11 protein-coding genes are annotated in these 16,535 nt (G+C 44.3%); 3 read left to right on the top strand and 8 right to left on the bottom strand.

Annotated features, from left to right (window positions below; translation table 11 throughout):
• Nucleotides 1-9: 9 nt before the first annotated feature.
• On the bottom strand, nucleotides 10-1,638 hold the full coding sequence (locus ACLFKQ_RS07700) for a Ppx/GppA phosphatase family protein (RefSeq protein WP_448999216.1): 1,629 nt from the start codon (nucleotides 1,636-1,638) through the stop codon (nucleotides 10-12).
• Between the two features lie 147 nt (nucleotides 1,639-1,785).
• Here ACLFKQ_RS07700 and ACLFKQ_RS07695 point away from each other — a divergent pair, with 147 nt between their 5' ends.
• Nucleotides 1,786-2,667 (top strand): 4-hydroxybenzoate solanesyltransferase, encoded by an 882-nt coding sequence (locus ACLFKQ_RS07695; protein ID WP_448999215.1) that lies wholly within the window; start codon nucleotides 1,786-1,788, stop codon nucleotides 2,665-2,667.
• A 35-nt stretch (nucleotides 2,668-2,702) separates the two neighbouring features.
• Here the strand turns inward: ACLFKQ_RS07695 and gltD are convergent, their stop codons facing one another.
• The 7 genes from gltD to ACLFKQ_RS07660 form a co-directional block, all read right to left on the bottom strand.
• Entirely contained in the window at nucleotides 2,703-4,181 is a 1,479-nt protein-coding gene (gene gltD, locus ACLFKQ_RS07690; protein WP_448999214.1) for a glutamate synthase small subunit, read from the bottom strand.
• Nucleotides 4,182-4,317: 136 nt separating this feature from the next.
• Nucleotides 4,318-8,916: a glutamate synthase large subunit gene (gene gltB / locus ACLFKQ_RS07685; protein ID WP_448999213.1), complete on the bottom strand. Its 4,599-nt coding sequence runs from the start codon at nucleotides 8,914-8,916 to the stop codon at nucleotides 4,318-4,320.
• Nucleotides 8,917-9,195: 279 nt separating this feature from the next.
• Nucleotides 9,196-9,450, bottom strand: a complete 255-nt coding sequence (locus ACLFKQ_RS07680) for a hypothetical protein (protein WP_448999212.1) — start codon at nucleotides 9,448-9,450, stop codon at nucleotides 9,196-9,198.
• 150 nt (nucleotides 9,451-9,600) lie between these two features.
• Nucleotides 9,601-10,785 (bottom strand): amino acid ABC transporter permease, encoded by a 1,185-nt coding sequence (locus ACLFKQ_RS07675; RefSeq protein ID WP_448999211.1) that lies wholly within the window; start codon nucleotides 10,783-10,785, stop codon nucleotides 9,601-9,603.
• A 130-nt stretch (nucleotides 10,786-10,915) separates the two neighbouring features.
• Nucleotides 10,916-11,635, bottom strand: a complete 720-nt coding sequence (locus ACLFKQ_RS07670) for a Type 1 glutamine amidotransferase-like domain-containing protein (RefSeq protein WP_448999210.1) — start codon at nucleotides 11,633-11,635, stop codon at nucleotides 10,916-10,918.
• Nucleotides 11,632-12,783 carry an amino acid ABC transporter permease gene (locus ACLFKQ_RS07665; RefSeq protein WP_448999209.1) on the bottom strand — a complete coding sequence of 384 codons (1,152 nt, stop codon included), beginning with the start codon at nucleotides 12,781-12,783 and terminating at the stop codon, nucleotides 11,632-11,634. Before ACLFKQ_RS07665 ends, ACLFKQ_RS07670 begins: the two co-directional genes overlap by 4 nt.
• A 12-nt stretch (nucleotides 12,784-12,795) precedes the next feature.
• Nucleotides 12,796-13,875, bottom strand: coding sequence for an amino acid ABC transporter substrate-binding protein (locus ACLFKQ_RS07660; protein ID WP_448999208.1), 1,080 nt, complete (start codon nucleotides 13,873-13,875; stop codon nucleotides 12,796-12,798).
• A 271-nt stretch (nucleotides 13,876-14,146) separates the two neighbouring features.
• On the opposite strand from ACLFKQ_RS07660, the gene ACLFKQ_RS07655 reads away from it, so the two are divergent.
• Together ACLFKQ_RS07655 and ACLFKQ_RS07650 are read left to right on the top strand one after the other, a co-directional pair.
• Nucleotides 14,147-15,478, top strand: coding sequence for a serine/threonine protein kinase (locus ACLFKQ_RS07655; protein ID WP_448999207.1), 1,332 nt, complete (start codon nucleotides 14,147-14,149; stop codon nucleotides 15,476-15,478).
• A 113-nt stretch (nucleotides 15,479-15,591) separates the two neighbouring features.
• A complete protein-coding gene (locus ACLFKQ_RS07650; protein WP_448999206.1) occupies nucleotides 15,592-16,434 on the top strand; it encodes a YaaW family protein in 843 nt (280 codons plus the stop codon).
• The last annotated feature ends 101 nt before the right edge of the window (nucleotides 16,435-16,535 follow it).

Here is a 16,535-nt window from a genome sequence, read left to right as displayed (position 1 = left end):
AACTAAAACTCATCTTGGAGTAATGGTAGGTATGAGTTTAATGCCATATTCTTCTTCAAAAACATCTTTTTTATAATCTAAACTCCACAATTCAAAAGCACAGTCATCGCCAATTTCAGCGGGTAACATTTTAAGATGTAGAGACTGGTTATCGGATTCATAGTGACAGACAATACTAGAGATCGCGCTTTTCTGACGCCGGTCTAATGCCGTAGCGATGCGTAAAATCGCGCTTAGCTGTTTGACCTTGAGGCGATCGCCATCGTTTAATTTATGATAGGGTTCGTGTTTTTTCTTGGGTTTACTGCGGCGGTGATAGCGAGCAATATTGGCAATGAGTTCTAATTCTAGTTCTGTAAAACCCAACAGTTCGGCATTGCGAATTAAATAATAGGAATGTTTGTGGTGGGAAGAGTGACTGATATAAATACCGGAATTGTGTAAGATCGCCGCACTCCAAAGTAATTCCCTTTCCTTTTGTCCCCAATCATGGAGTTGGGCTCTAGTTTGGTCGAAAATGCTGAGAGCAAATTCAGCTACTTTATAAGCGTAGCCCAAATCTACCTGATATTTATGAGCGATTTTTAAAACGTTTCTTTTTCTCACTTCATCTTGATACCGTAGGCGACTGTCGATCAAGCCACGGCTTAGCATCCAGTCTACGATGATTCCTTCTCGCAAGGCGCGTTCGCAGATCGTAATCGAATCGAGCTTTAACATCGTCATCGCCTCTAGCAAAATAATCGCCCCTGGAACGATAATCTCGGCACGTTTTCCCGTTATACCTGAGACATCTAGCCTTTCTTTACAAGACATCTTGGCAAGTTTTTTGACTATTTTTGCCAGAGCATCGCGACTTAACTTATAGCCATTAAGTGGATCGGGAACAGAACCCAACTCTTCCTTGGCGTGAACTTCTGCTAGGGTTTCAATCGTACCAGAAGTGCCGATGGCTTGAGGAACTTCATTAAGCTCTAATTTCGACCAAATTTGCTCTACAGGACGTTCCAGCATACCGCGAATGTAGGCTCGCAGATAATTAAATTCTTCATCGCTCATCGGATCGCTGCTGACAAATTTTTGAGTCAGTCTTACCGCACCTACTTTAGTACTGCTCAATACCCGAGGTTCTTGAATGTCTGCCAAAATCAGTTCGGTAGAACCGCCGCCAATATCGATAATGACGTATGGTCGTTCGCTTAATTCCATTCCCGATAGCACCCCTAGATAGATGCGCCGAGCTTCTTCCTGTCCGGAAATCAAGTTGACGACAATACCCAATTCCGACTCGACGAGCTGCAAAAAATCTTCTCCGTTGGGCGCTTCTCGCGTTGCGCTGGTGGCTACAGCAACGATATTGTTGGCTTGAAGACTCTCAGCGAGAGCTTTACAGCGTTTGAGGGTGGCTAAAGCACGGTCGATCGCTTCTGGAGTTAGTTTTCCCGTCCTCGGATCGCGATCGCCGAGTCTGACCATATCTTTTTCTTTAGCAATAATCGTAAAAGCAGGCAGAGAAGGTTCGATTTCTACCACTACCATATGAATCGAGTTAGTGCCGATGTCGATGGCAGCAAGCATCTGCTTTTCGGTATGGTTATTGATAGTACTTGAATTGGCGTAATTAGCTATTTCTAGCATAAAATCGATTGCAAAAATTCAGAGAAAAGATAACTTAGGCTGTTTGGACAATTAATATAATCTTATAGTCTCATGTAATTTACTGATGCGATCGTGAAATACTAAATTTTCAAGTGTATGTCATTTTGTTAAATTAAATTTACTAGCATGAGTGAATATCGAGCAGCTATAGAACCTACTTGGCAACGAATTATTAAATTATTGCGTTGGGATAAACCTGCTGGTAGGTTGATTCTAATGATTCCTGCTTTGTGGGCAGTATTTATTGCCGCTAATGGTACTCCTTCCCCACCTTTGGTAATGGTAATCATTTTGGGGACTTTGGCGACTAGTGCCGCAGGTTGCGTGGTTAACGATCTTTGGGACCGCGACATCGATCCCCAGGTAGCCAGAACTAAAACCCGTCCTCTAGCTTCTCGCGCTCTTTCGGTGCGAGTGGGAATTGTAATTTTAGCAATCGCCCTGGCTTGTGCGGTAGTCTTGGCTTTTTATCTCAATCCTCTTAGCTTTTATCTCTGTGTTGCTGCCGTTCCCGTGATTATTCTCTATCCTCTAGCAAAGCGAGTTTTTCCCATTCCCCAGCTAGTTCTTTCGGTGGCGTGGGGTTTTGCCGTGCTGATTAGCTGGACGGCAGTAACGGCACATCTCGAATCTGCAACCTGGCTATTGTGGGGGGCAACTGTAGCTTGGACGATGGGTTTCGATACGGTCTATGCTCTAGCAGACCGCGAAGACGATCTCAAAATTGGAATTAATTCTAGCGCGATTTTTTTTGGTAAATACGCTCCTGAAGCGATCGGCTTGTTTTTTGCGATTACGGTAATTTTATTAGGATGTCTCGGCTACAGTATGGCTTTGTATCCTATTTTTGGCATTACTTTGGCGATCGCCACTGGGAGCTGGCTGTGGCAGTATTTACGCTTACGCGCTCCCAATTTACCCCGTACTGCATACGGTGAAATTTTTGGGCAAAATGTCTGGTTGGGATTTATTTTGCTGACAGGAATGATTTGGGGCAGTTTTTGGTAAGTGAAGCACGGAAGCCGACGTAGAAGCGATCGCCCTTAAGGCAAGTCCGTACTCCCCATGAGATAGCGATCGCATTCACGAGCTACACCGCGACCCTCGTTAAATGCCCAAACTACTAAACTCTGTCCGCGACGGCAATCCCCTGCGGCAAATACACCAGGAATATTAGTAGTGTATTTGTTATAGTCAGCTTTGATGTTGCTACGAACATCTTGTTCGAGACCTAAAGCTTTTAGGAGCAGTTGTTCTGGTCCTAAGAAACCCATTGCCAGGAGAACTAATTGAGCGGAAATAACTTTTTCCGTACCAGGAATGTGTTTGGGAATAAAGCGACCGTTGGCATCTCTTTCCAACTGTATCCGTACGGTATGGACGGCTTTTACTCGTCCTCGTCCGTCTCCTTCAAACTTGGTGGCAGTAGTGAGATAGCCTCGGGGGTCGTCACCGAATTTAGCAGCAGCTTCTTCCTGTCCGTAATCGAGGCGGTAAACTTTGGGCCATTCGGGCCAGGGATTATTAGGGGCGCGCTCTTTGGGAGGTTGCGGCATGATTTCCAATTGTACCAGACTACGACAACCGTGACGTACCGATGTACCTACGCAGTCAGTACCTGTATCGCCACCACCAATAATTACTACATCTTTATCTTTAGCAGAAATATTGGTATCTTTGCCGTTTAAAAGTGCTTTGGTATTGGCGGTGAGAAATTCCATTGCAAAGTGAATTCCTTTGAGGGAACGACCTTCTATTTGTAAATCTCTGGGTTTGGTCGCACCAGTACAGAGGATGACAGAATCATATTCTTTGAGTAATTGCTCTGCGGATAAATCTTTGCCAATTTCGGTATTGCAGGTAAAGGTTACTCCTTCGGCTTCCAACAGTTTGATGCGACGCATGACAATTTCTTGCTTATCCAGTTTCATGTTGGGAATGCCATACATCAGCAGACCCCCAGGACGATCTGCCCGTTCAAAGACCGTTACCCAATGACCTGCTTTATTGAGTTGCGCCGCCGCACACAGTCCCGCAGGTCCCGATCCTACTACCGCAACCTTTTTACCAGTGCGTTTGTAGGGTGGTTCCGGATTGACCCAACCCGACTCCCAACCTTTTTCGATAATGGAATATTCAATATTTTTAATAGTAACGGGAGGATTGTGGATACCGAGAACACAAGAACCCTCGCAGGGGGCGGGACATACCCGACCAGTGAATTCGGGGAAATTGTTGGTTTTATGCAAGCGGTCTAGTGCTTCGCGCCACCGTCCCCGATAAATCAGGTCGTTCCATTCGGGGATTAAATTATAAATCGGACAACCACTCGCCATCCCACTGATGGTAATGCCAGTGTGACAAAAAGGCGTACCGCAATCCATGCATCTAGCAGCTTGAGTTTTAAGTTTGTCTTCTGGCATGGGAAGATGAAACTCGTCCCAATTACGAATGCGGTCTAAAGGAGATAATTCAGAAGGTTCTTCGCGGAGATATTCAATAAAGCCTGTTGGTTTTCCCATAGTCGTTTCTGAACGGATGAATGATTGTATAAGAGGGTGAAGTCTAGGGAGTGGGAAGTAGGGGTGTATGGGTGCAGGGGAGAATAACCAAACTTACTACTTGATACCTGGTAATTGCACGTCCCAATCCCTCAATTTAGCTTCCACTAATTCGGGCGGCATCGCGGGCGTTGGCTTCAAAAGCCGCAGTCAAAGCATCGTCACCGCTCAAACCTTCGGCGATCGCCTGTTTGATGGCTTGCAGTACCCGTTTGTAGTCTCTGGGCATTACTTTGACGAATTTGGGGGCGAATTCTTGCCAATGTGCCAGCACTTTGGCGGCTTTTTGGCTGTGAGTATAATTTTGATGTTTTTGAATCATTTGGCAAACAGTTTCTCTGTCTTCTTCATCTAGGGGTTGGATGTCTGCCATTTGCGTGTTACAACGAGTGGCAAAATCTCGCTGCTCGTCGAGAATGTACGCTACGCCGCCACTCATACCCGCAGCAAAGTTCCGTCCAGTTTTGCCCAGAATTACCACTTTACCGCCAGTCATATATTCGCAACCATGATCGCCCACTGCTTCAACTACGGCAGTAACACCAGAGTTGCGCACGCAGAATCTTTCACCCGCGACACCATAGATATAGGCTTCGCCACCGGTTGCGCCGTAGAATGCCACGTTGCCGATAACAATGTTTTCTTCTGGCACGAAGGTCGAACCGCTAGGAGGATAGACAATAATTTTGCCTCCACTTAAGCCTTTACCTAAATAGTCGTTGGCATCGCCTTCTAGTTCTAAAGTCACCCCCTTGGGTACGAACGCGCCAAAACTCTGTCCCGCACTACCTTGGAAGTGGAGATGTACCGTATCTTCTGGTAAGCCATTCCAGTGACGTTTGGTGATTTCGTTACCCAAAATTGTTCCTACTACCCGATTGGTATTTTTTATCGGTAGGGTAGCTTTAACCCGTTCGCCTTGCTCGATCGCTGGCTGACAGAGATTGAGTAATACCTTTATATCTAAAGATTTATCCAAACCATGATCTTGCCGAATCTGGCAATAGCGTCCGACTTCGGGAGCAACTTGAGGTTGGTAGAGTATCTTAGAAAGATCGAGTCCCTTGGCTTTCCAGTGTTCGACGGCTTTTTTAGCTTCTAACACATCAGTACGCCCGACCATTTCATTGAAGGTACGGAAGCCCAAATTTGCCATAATCTCCCGCACTTCTTGGGCGATAAACTTCATAAAGTTGACAGTATAATGGGGATTGCCGATGAAGTTTTTACGTAATTCGGGATTTTGAGTGGCAATTCCTGCAGGACAAGTGTTCATATGGCAGACACGCATCATAATACAGCCCAGAGTAACTAAGGGAGCAGTAGAAAAACCAAATTCCTCAGCACCTAACAGGGCGGCGATCGCCACATCGCGACCGGTTTTCATTTGTCCGTCGGTTTCTACTGCAATGCGGCTGCGGAGGTTATTTAAAACTAAGGTTTGATGAGTTTCGGCTAAACCTAATTCCCAAGGCAATCCCGCGTGTTTGATTGAGGTTTGGGGAGATGCTCCCGTACCGCCATCAAAACCAGAGATCAACACCACATCGGCGTGGGCTTTGGCTACACCTGCTGCGATGGTACCCACCCCGACTTCTGAAACTAATTTAACGCTAATTCTTGCTTCTCTGTTAGCATTTTTCAAGTCGTGAATTAACTCTGCTAAATCTTCAATCGAGTAGATGTCGTGGTGGGGTGGAGGAGAGATTAATCCTACACCAGGAGTGGAGTGGCGAACTTTAGCGATCCAGGGATAGACTTTTTTACCTGGTAGTTGTCCTCCTTCTCCTGGTTTTGCTCCCTGTGCCATTTTGATTTGGATTTCTTTGGCTTGGGAGAGATACAAACTAGTAACCCCAAACCGTCCCGATGCTACTTGCTTGATGGCGCTATTTTTCGAGTCCCCCTGTTCGTTCGTCCAGGTATAGCGTTCGGGGTCTTCTCCACCTTCCCCCGTGTTAGATTTACCGCCAATGCGATTCATGGCGATCGCTAGGGACTCGTGGGCTTCTTTAGAAATCGAGCCGTAACTCATTGCCCCTGTCTTAAACCGCTTCATAATCGCTTCAATCGGTTCGACTTCCTCTAGGGGAACTGGCTCGCGCTCTTTGTATTCCAAGAGTCCTCTGAGGGTAAAACGCTGCTGATTCTGTTCGTTGACTAATTGGGCATACTGCTTGTAAAGTTGGTAGTCTCCCGTTCTCACTGCCTGTTGAAGGATATGAATAGTTTGGGGACTAAACAAGTGTGCCTCGCCGTCTTTGCGCCATTGATATTCTCCGCCAGCATCGAGAGTATGTCCGTTGACCTCGCGCTCTGGGAATGCATGAGCGTGACGTAAAATAGTTTCTTTGGCGATCGCTTCTAAATCTGCCCCTTCAATTCTCGATGTCGTCCAGGTAAAGTAACGGTCTATTACTGAGTGACTCAAACCAATCGCTTCAAAAATTTGCGCTCCCCGATAGCTTTGTAGAGTGGAAATACCAATTTTCGAGGCAATCTTGATCGTTCCTTTAGTTACTGCCTTAATATAATTCTGGCAAGCAGTTCGATAATCTACATCAGCTAGTATGCCCTGACTAATCATATCCTCCAGGGTAGTAAAAGCTAGATAGGGATTAATCGCGCCGCAACCATATCCGAGTAAGACAGCAAAGTGATGGACTTCTCTCGGTTCGCCCGATTCTAGCACCAGTCCGACTTTGGTACGGTTGCCATGACGAATCAGGTGATGATGTAAACCCGACACCGCTAACAAGGCAGGAATGGGAGCGTTATCCTTGTTAATCCCACGGTCGCTCAAGACAATAATACTTTTACCATCGGCGATCGCTTCGTCTGCTTCGGTACAAATCCACTCAATCGCCTCTTCCATACCTTTCACTCCTTCCTTGGGATTAAATACAATCGGCAGGGTAATCGAGCTAAACTCCCCGTTGAGATTTTTGAGTTTCGCCAATTCTTCGTTAGTGATTATCGGGGTTTTGAGCTTAATTAGGTGACAATTTTCTGGTTGAGGAGCGAGTAGATTGCCTTCTGCACCGATGGTAGTTACGGGAGAGGTGACAATTTCTTCCCGAATTGAATCGATGGGAGGATTGGTAACTTGGGCAAACAATTGTTGAAAATAATCATAAAGTAGTTTGGGGCGATCCGATAGTACCGCTAGAGGAGTATCCGAACCCATCGAACCTACTGCCTCGACCCCATTGAGAGCCATGGGTTTTAATAAAATCCGCAACTCTTCAAAAGTATAACCAAAGGTTATCTGTTGTTGGATCGTAGTAATTAATTCTTCTGAAGTAATAGGGACGAAATCTTTGGTTATTTTTGGTTTTGGTAAGGATGCCAAATCTACCAAATACTTATCCAACCACTCCCGATAGGGATGTTCGGTAACGATTGTCTGTTTGAGCTCCTCGTCGGCAACAATCCGTCCTTCTTCCATATTGACCAAGAACATCTTACCTGGTTCCAAGCGTCCCTTCAGGGCTACATTTTCTGGGGAAATTGGCAACACTCCCGCTTCTGATGCCATGATTACCAGACCATCTTTGGTAACGTAATAGCGTGAAGGACGTAAGCCATTGCGGTCTAATACCGCCCCTACCATCGTGCCATCGGTAAAGGCAATGGAAGCAGGACCGTCCCAAGGTTCCATCAAACAGGAATGATATTCGTAAAACGCCTTCTTCTCATCGCTCATCGACTCGTGAGCTGCCCAAGGTTCGGGAATCATCATCATCATGGCGTGGGGCAGCGATCGCCCTGCCAAAACCAAGAGTTCTAAGGTATTGTCAAAAATACTAGAGTCGCTGCCATCGATATTAATCAAATTTTGTATCTTCTTCATGTCTTCGCCGAATAGTTTTGACTCAAACAAAGATTGACGAGCGTGCATCCAGTTGATGTTACCCCGTAGCGTATTAATTTCTCCATTGTGGGCAATATAGCGATAGGGATGAGATCTTTCCCAACTGGGGAAGGTATTGGTACTGAAGCGCGAATGAACCAAAGCTAAGGCACTTTCCAAGTCGGGATCGTGAAGTTCGGGATAATATTCTCCTACCTGCATCGGCATTAGCATCCCTTTGTAGACAATCGTCCGACAGGAGACACTAGACTCATACCAAAACGCGTCCCCCATCTCTCTGCGAATTGCTTTATGAGTCCGCTTGCGAATCACGAAGAGTTTGCGTTCAAATGCTGCTTCGTCTATATTGGCAGCGCGTTGGATAAACACCTGCTGCATAAACGGTTCGCTCGAGCGAGCGATGTTGCCTAAAGTTGAGTCATTGGTGGGCAAATCCCGCCAGCCCAAAACTTTTTGTCCTTCTTCGGCGACGATGGCTGCAAAAATTTCTCTGCCTTTTTGTCTTATCCCAACATCTGGAGAGGCATAAATCGTTCCGACCCCATATTCTCCAGGTTCTGGCAGAGTGATGTTTTCTAGTGCGGCAACCTTCTTCATAAATTTGTGCGGTATTTGCAGCAAAATCCCAGCACCATCACCAGTATTTGTCTCAGCACCACAAGCACCACGATGTTCGAGATTGCCTAAGATCGTTAGAGCCTGTTCTACAAGCTCGTGGGATTTTTTACCATTCATGTGGACGATAAAGCCCACACCGCAGGCATCATGCTCGAAGCAAGGATCGTATAGACCCTGTTTGGGTGGTATTTGCTGGTGATTCATACGTTTTAATAAACTAAATTTGTGAATTTGGCAAAGACAAACAAGTAAAAAAATTGATTTGACAGTTGCGCTAATGCCGATAAAGTAAAGATCGATCCTGTTATTTTTCAGCCACTTAGATCGGCTACTTATATCTATGTAATTTTACCGATAGAGTCTCAAGGAGCCGATTTTTTAAGAAAAATATCACAATCAGTTGCCCAAGCAATTTAAGAAACTTAAGAATTCAAAATAATTAGATAGTTCTAAAAATAGAAAAGATGGGTAGGCGCGATCGCTTTAAAAGTAGCGGGTGCAGATTCTAATTTCTCCGAGTGGTATAATGAGGACAAACCGTAACGCAATGATGACGTTAGCAAATGTCGAGCTACATTCATTGTCTTTACCTATTTTGTGTTCGGGGAAAATATCTAAATTGGTAGCAAACCACCACAGGAAAGCCAAAGAACGCGGCAACAAAGGTATTTGTTTTCGTTCTAACCAACAAACAAACTGAGAAAAGAGCAAACTGCAACAACCTGGTTTAGCTGACAATCCCTCTAACCCTCTAACCAGTTGCGTTTAGCCGAACCGCGATCGTATTTTTCAATCTAGTATAGTAAATAACATTTTTCGGACTGTCATCGATCGCTACCAAGAAGCATTAAACTACTGGAGTGACACGAGAATAGACCAAATCGCAATTTATCTCGTACGCTCTAATCTTCTACTGGCTAGAGACATTGAATAGCAGAATATCCAGTAGATCGCTGCCACGAAAATATATACTTCTCCATAGCGCCCTAAATATTTGGGATTAGCCAAAATCGATTGGGAAATACCGAGTAAATCCGTCAGACCGACGATAGCCAGTAACGAAGTATCTTTAAATAAGGCGATAAACTGACCTACCATACTGGGGATAACCGCTTTAAGTGCTTGAGGCAACACGATCGATCCCAAAGTATAGACGGGATTTAATCCTAGAGCTTGAGCGGCTTCTGTTTGTCCGCGAGGAATCGATTGTAAGCCACCGCGCACGTTTTCTGCTAGATAAGCCGAACTGTAAATCGTAAAACCCGCGATCGCTCTGATGACTCTTTCTGGGCGTATATCGGTAGGTAATACTAGAGGCAACATTACCTGTGCCATAAACAGAATGGTAATTAGAGGAAATCCCCGCACTACTTCGATATAGGCAACAGATAGCCAGTGAATAATTGGTAGTTTGCTCTGTCTGCCTAACGCCAGTAACACTCCAAAGGGAAAACAAAGGACGATACTGACTACGGCGATGGGAACGGTTAGTAGCAAGCCGCTCAGATTGTCTAAATTAAAGGAACTAATATCTAATAACAGCCAGAGAGCGAATAAGAAGGTTAACGACCAAATCAGGGGCAGCCAGCCGCTGAGATCGGGAAAATTCTTGCCTAGTTTTTGTCCGACCACTGCGCCAATAATTAGTAACACTAACATTCCCAGAAGTATGGCACTATCTTGGATGGTTCCCGGTACTGCCACTAACACGCAGAGCGCCGCAACCACACTTAAAATAATTAGGGTACGGCGATCGAACAAATTGGCTGCCGCTCTAGCCAGAATGCCCCACGATAATCCCGCTAAAGCCACAATTATGCCCAATGTCGTCCAGGCACGCCACAAAGCTCTGACTGGGTAGCGTCCGACAAAAAATAAACGCCAGTTAGCATCTATCACTTGCCAGTGCGCCTGACTAAATGCCCAGGTTATTAAATTAGAAACCAGCCAGTAAATTAGTAACAAGCTGAAAACGGTAAGAATGCCGTTGTACCAGGAGTTAAATAGATTTTTTTTTAGCCATTTTCCAGGACTGACTTGCGTTTTTGGTGGAGCAGAATGAGTTGCGATCATGGTAGGTAGAAAGAGCAGTGTAAACGGGAAAAATACTAATTACTCACATCTAGCATTAGAAAAATCAAACTAAATAAAAATTGTCATTAAAAAACAGATATTTCGGTCGAAAGATGCGAGATTTGACAATTTAACTGTTTCCCAAATACTTGGGACTGAGAGGATTTTCTATGACTTTGCCGTCCTTTCTCTCTAAATAATAAGCTTTAGCTTTTGGGCGAGACGATACAATATTCACTAGGCGATCGCCAATAAAATGAAGTGCAACTCCATCTTCAGTTGCGTATCCCTGACTAATTAGGTTTTGAGACAGTAGTTGATGATAAGCAGGTCTTCTCTCAGTTTCTGCGTCATAGTGAGGACAATTACTACCCGAAAGCAAGCCAAGACATTTTAAAGTAGTTAATTTTCCAGGTATAGAGTCTGTTACACCCTCTTGGAACCAACAGATAGAACCCGCACTCAAACCACAAAGTATAGTTCCTCTATGCCAAGCTTTTTTGAGAATGCTGTCAAGTTGCCATTCTCGCCACAAAGCTATTAAATTTTTAGTATTTCCACCACCGACATAAACGATATTTTGACTAAAAATTAAGGTCTCTAAATCTGAAGTAGGAGGATTAAACAAAGACAAATGAGATAAATGAGCGGGTTTAGGAGCAAAATGCCGATAGAATCTCTCAGTATATTCTTCTAAATCTCCGCTGGCAGTAGGAATAAAACAGATTCGAGGTTTTTCTTTGTCTGATAATCTATAAATATACCAATCTAACAGAGGATTATCTGGTTCCATTCCCCATCCGCCTCCACCCATTGCAACTATGTGTTTTTGAGGCAATTTATCTGTCATCTTTCTTTTAATTGAACTGCACGATTTAATCGATTCATCATCGCAGAAATAATTAGGTTAATCGTCAGATAAGTAAACATGACAATTATCAGCATTTCTACGGCTTTACCCGTTTGATTGGCGATGGTGTTAGAAATTGCATAGATATCGTTATAGCCAATGGCGATCGCCAAACTGGAATTTTTCGCTAAGTTGAGAAATTCGCTGGTTAGGGGCGGAATCATCAATCTCAAAGCCTGGGGAAAAACGATTAACTGCATGACTAAGTTAGGTTTTAATCCCAATGCCTTAGCCGCTTCCCACTGACCTTTACTAACCGATTGAATGCCAGCTCTGACTACTTCGGCGATAAAAGCGGCAGTGTAAATACTCAAGCCAATGAGCAGGGTAGCTAACTCTGGCGAGAGGCTGATGCCTCCAGTAATTGAATTACCTGTCGCTTCCGGGAGCGACCAGTCGATCCCAAAAATAAAAATTAGAACTACAGCGATCGCCGCCATCCAGATTAGCTGCCACCACTTAGTACCAGATGTTCCTCGTTCTACCGCTTCGATTCCCCTGCACCAAAAAAGGATGCTTGAGATAATCCCCAGAGCGATCGCGGCAATTGCCAGCCACGTTTGTAAAGTTCCAGCCAGCCAAGGCAGATCTAGACCTCGATTGGACAAAAATATGATGTCACCAAATACTACAGGTCGCTCGATTCTCGGCAGTCGGAGAAAAACAGCAAAATACCAAAAAAAGAGTTGCAGTAGCAAAGGTGTATTGCGAAGAATTTCGACATAAAGCGTCGCTAGCTGGCGTACCAACCAATTATCTGATAGTCTGCCGATACCTACGGTAATTCCCAACAACAAGGCGATAATTATGCCAAAAAACATCACTATCAGCGAATTAATCAGTCCGATTAACAGCGCACGAGTATAGGGATCTGTAAGGCTATAACTTATGGGCGGATTACCGATGCCAAACGAAGCGGCACGGGAAAGAAAGTCAAAGCCAAAAGTATAATTTAATCGCCGAAAGTTGTTAACTAAGTTGTTTCCCAGCAAAGCGATCGCAGCGATGACAATTGCTAGAACCAAAACTTGTCCGGTAATTTGAATCACTCGGCGATCGCGCCAAAAAGGAATTTCTGTTGCCTTCATCTTAATCTTTCCCTAGCGAAAAGGAGGAGAATACATCAAGCCTCCCTCAGTCCAAAGAGCGTTGAGTCCTCTTTCTAGCTCGAAAGGCTGACCGATATTGCGATCGTAAATTTCCCCGTAGTTGCCCACGTGTCTAATTGCTCTAGCGGCAAAATCCTTGGAAAGTCCCATATCTCCTCCTAAATTGCCTTCTTGACCGAGAAAGCGTCTGATTTGAGGATCTTCAGTTTCGGCGAAATTGTCGATATTTTGTGAATTAATTCCCAGTTCTTCGGCTTCAATTAAAGCAAATGTGACCCACTTAATAGCATCAGACCATTGCGTATCGCCATTAGCTACCACGGGACCTAAAGGTTCTTTAGATAGAACCACGTCTAAAACTTCGTGCTCTTCGGGATTACCTAAAACTGCTCGGCGTGCGGTTAACTGAGAGCGATCGCTCGTAGCTGCCGCACAGCGTCCCTGTTCGTAAGCGGCATAAAGGGCATCGACATCTTCAAAAACTACCGGCGTGTAATTTACTACCAACTCGCGCATCCGATCCGCCAAATTTTGTTCGTTGGTCGTTCCCGACAAAACGCAAACTGATTTACCCTCTAGATCCGATAGTTCTCGAACTTGACTATTCGTGGGGACTAGTAATCCCTGACCGTCATAGAAAGTAGTGGGGGCAAATTCCATTCCTACCGAAGTATCGCGGCTAATCGTCCAAGTTGTATTGCGGTTGAGCAAGTCCACTTCACCAGTCTGTACTGCAGTAAAACGCTCTTGAGCACTGAGATCGCGAAATTCAACTTTGGTCGGATCGTCAAATAAAGCTGCTGCCACTGCCCGACAGACATCGACATCTAGTCCAGAATATTCGCCATTTTCATTGACAAAGCTAAAGCCTGGTAGCTGACCGTTTACACCACAGACTAAATTACCTCGTTCGGTAACTGTAGACAAGCGGCTATTACCACCGGCAACAATTTCACCCTCACCGTTGGTAGCAGTCTTTTCTACACCACCACAGGCACTTAAAGTAATCAGTAAAGCTCCTGTCAACAAGCAAGAACTAAATTTTTGTTTGAAAAATTGTATACTTGCCATTATTTATTAAGCTCGGATTTAACTCGTCGATATTAAGGTTGCTAGTAAGTATATATCGATTGGACATTAATAAAACCAACAAACTATGCATTAAACTCATTTCACCTATAACGCTCTGGGATTTCGTGTTGAGCATTGGCTGTCGAGGGTCGAGCGACTTTCGATTAAGAAATACTAAAAGAAATATAATTTAGATAGATAAAGGCTATGGGAACGCTTTGTGAAAACCAATCTCTAACGATTTAGCGTTTCCTCAACAAAATCGAGCGTGATGAGTAACATAACTAATTTTCCCGATTTAACTACATATGGATATTGCATTGAAGGAGAATTGGGACATAATCGAGAGGGAGGACGCATCACTTGGAAAGCTACCAAATTAGCCGACCGACGAACGGTAGCAATCAAACAGTTTTGCTTTGCCACGACTGATTCTTCTTGGTCGGGGTATCAAGCCTACGAACGAGAAATAGAACTATTATCAAAGTTACAACATCCTGGTATTCCTGAGTTTATCGAAAGTCTGGAAACCGAGCGGGGTTTTTGTCTGATTCAAGAATATAAAGACGCGCCCAAACTAAGTGACTTTCGACAGCTAAACTTGGAGGAGATCGAACAAGTTTTATTGCAAGTATTAGATATTCTGATTTACCTCCAAGAGCAAACCCCACCGATATTTCATCGCGATCTCAAACCAGAAAATATTTTAATCGGCGATCGCCTGCAAGTATATTTAGTCGATTTTGGTTTTGCTAGTTTGGGTAGCAAAGAAGCTTCTGTCAGTAGTATTTTTAAAGGTACCCCTGGATTTATGCCTCCAGAGCAAATAGCTACCCCTACTACCGCTTCAGACCTTTACAGTTTGGGAGTCACTGCCATTTGTTTGCTGACTCAAAAAAAGAGTTGGCAAATTAGCGAACTAGCCAGTGAAGATAATCCCTATCAGCTTGAATTTAAATCTCATTTACCTCCATTAAGCCGTCAATTCGTCAACTGGCTCGAGAAAATGGTTAGACCGCAAGCTAGCAAAAGGTTTCCCAATGCCGCAGCAGCCAAAGCAGCTTTAGAAGCGATCGCGCTGGAGCCAGTCAATAACAATCTTGTTAAGGTAAATTTAGAGCGCCTGTTGCCCGTAGCCCTTAAACTTGGCTCGATCGCACTACTCCGCCCATCGAAACCGATACTTATCGGCACGATTGCTCTTGCTGGTTTGAGTACCACTGCCGTCGTCTCGGTTAATTATGCCCTAGCTCGTCTCGATCGCACTACCGTTAACTTGGCGATCGCTATAATTGCCGCGCTAGTAGTTGCCGTAACCGAGTCAGCCGCCGTAACTATTGCTAATACGGAAGAAAAGGGAAGTAAACCAGCTATAACTATCGCCCTGGTTATTCCACTAGTGTTAGTGGTAATTGCCAGTGCCATGTTAGGCAGACAAGCAGCGATCGCGATCGCTGCAGCAATTACCATAGCGGAAATCTTTAATTTAAGTTACTGTTTACTGCAACGACCTTTATTCAAACAGAACGGCACCCTTGGCTCGATTTATCTTTTCGGTACGATTTTGTTAGGAACGAGTTTGGGATTGAAACTAATTTTATAAGTTTTGTTAGCCGATCGCGAACTTTTTCAAATTCTTTTAAAAGATTTATCATAGAATATTGTCACGTTGAAAAAACTGTGTAGCATAAAACGTGATGTTGTGGAGGAACAACATTGGACGAATTAAATTCAGCACTAGAATTGGCTACTGAAGAAGAATTGCAGCAGATAACCCAGATTCTGTTTCGTCGCCGCTTTAATCCTTTAGACTACTGGCAAACTCCCGAACCTCTATATATTCAGAGTTTAGAGTGGGATTCTTGGCTCGATTCTTTAGACCGTAGATTTCGCTATCTCGCTGCTGACGGTTTGACCGTACTGCGCAACAGAACTCAAGAAGTATCTTATCGAAAAATCCTCATTCAAGTCTGTCATTATTTAAAAATTCCTTACTCGCAACAGATGAATACTACCAATCTTGAAGCGGAGATCTTTCTTCATTTGGTAGGCAAAGCTTGGGACAGACTACCTACTCAAGAACGATACTGTCTACAACAAAAAATTAGTAAATCTTTAGCAACAGCCAATCCACCAGAAGCTTTGCCCGTTCATCTCCAGCACGATCCCCTAAAAATTTTACTCAAAGGCAGTAGTATTTTTGCCGTCAATTCCTTACTTAAGTCTTGGCTATTAAAGCACCTCGCCCAGCAGTTTGCCATCCATTTTGCTGCCTATCAAACAGCCAAAACCGCTTTACTTAGAGGAGGAACGATGGCAGTTGCAACTTGGCAAAATCACCTAGCTCTACAAGCAGCAAAACGAGGTATGGCGGTCAATGCAGCACGATACGGTTTGACGAGAAGCGTATTCTACACCCTCGGACCGATTATGTGGAGCTACTTCGTTGCTGAATTGGGTTGGAAAGCGATCGCGACTAACTATAGTCGGATTATTCCAATAATTTTTACCCTGGCGCAAATCCGATTGACTCGAGGCGAATCTTGGGCAACGGCTTAGCTAGATTTAGTAATTTAATTTTTAATTTTCTTAAACGGTACGAATCAAGCTGACTGGCGAAGATCGTCATTTGTCCTTTGTCGACACTCATCGGTAAAGGT

Source organism: Myxosarcina sp. GI1(2024), from assembly GCF_053543375.1.
This window is presented reverse-complemented; position numbering and strand designations above follow the sequence as displayed.

What these genes read in the sequence shown, in the direction of transcription:
- gltD (WP_448999214.1), bottom strand. Translation starts at nt 4,181, where the DNA reads ATGGGAAAACCAACAGGCTTTATTGAATATCTCCGCGAAGAACCTTCT.
- gltB (WP_448999213.1), bottom strand. Translation starts at nt 8,916, where the DNA reads ATGAATCACCAGCAAATACCACCCAAACAGGGTCTATACGATCCTTGC.
- ACLFKQ_RS07675 (WP_448999211.1), bottom strand. Translation starts at nt 10,785, where the DNA reads ATGATCGCAACTCATTCTGCTCCACCAAAAACGCAAGTCAGTCCTGGA.
- ACLFKQ_RS07655 (WP_448999207.1), top strand. Translation starts at nt 14,147, where the DNA reads ATGAGTAACATAACTAATTTTCCCGATTTAACTACATATGGATATTGC.
- ACLFKQ_RS07670 (WP_448999210.1), bottom strand. Translation starts at nt 11,635, where the DNA reads ATGACAGATAAATTGCCTCAAAAACACATAGTTGCAATGGGTGGAGGC.
- ACLFKQ_RS07700 (WP_448999216.1), bottom strand. Translation starts at nt 1,638, where the DNA reads ATGCTAGAAATAGCTAATTACGCCAATTCAAGTACTATCAATAACCAT.
- ACLFKQ_RS07695 (WP_448999215.1), top strand. Translation starts at nt 1,786, where the DNA reads ATGAGTGAATATCGAGCAGCTATAGAACCTACTTGGCAACGAATTATT.
- ACLFKQ_RS07665 (WP_448999209.1), bottom strand. Translation starts at nt 12,783, where the DNA reads ATGAAGGCAACAGAAATTCCTTTTTGGCGCGATCGCCGAGTGATTCAA.
- ACLFKQ_RS07660 (WP_448999208.1), bottom strand. Translation starts at nt 13,875, where the DNA reads ATGGCAAGTATACAATTTTTCAAACAAAAATTTAGTTCTTGCTTGTTG.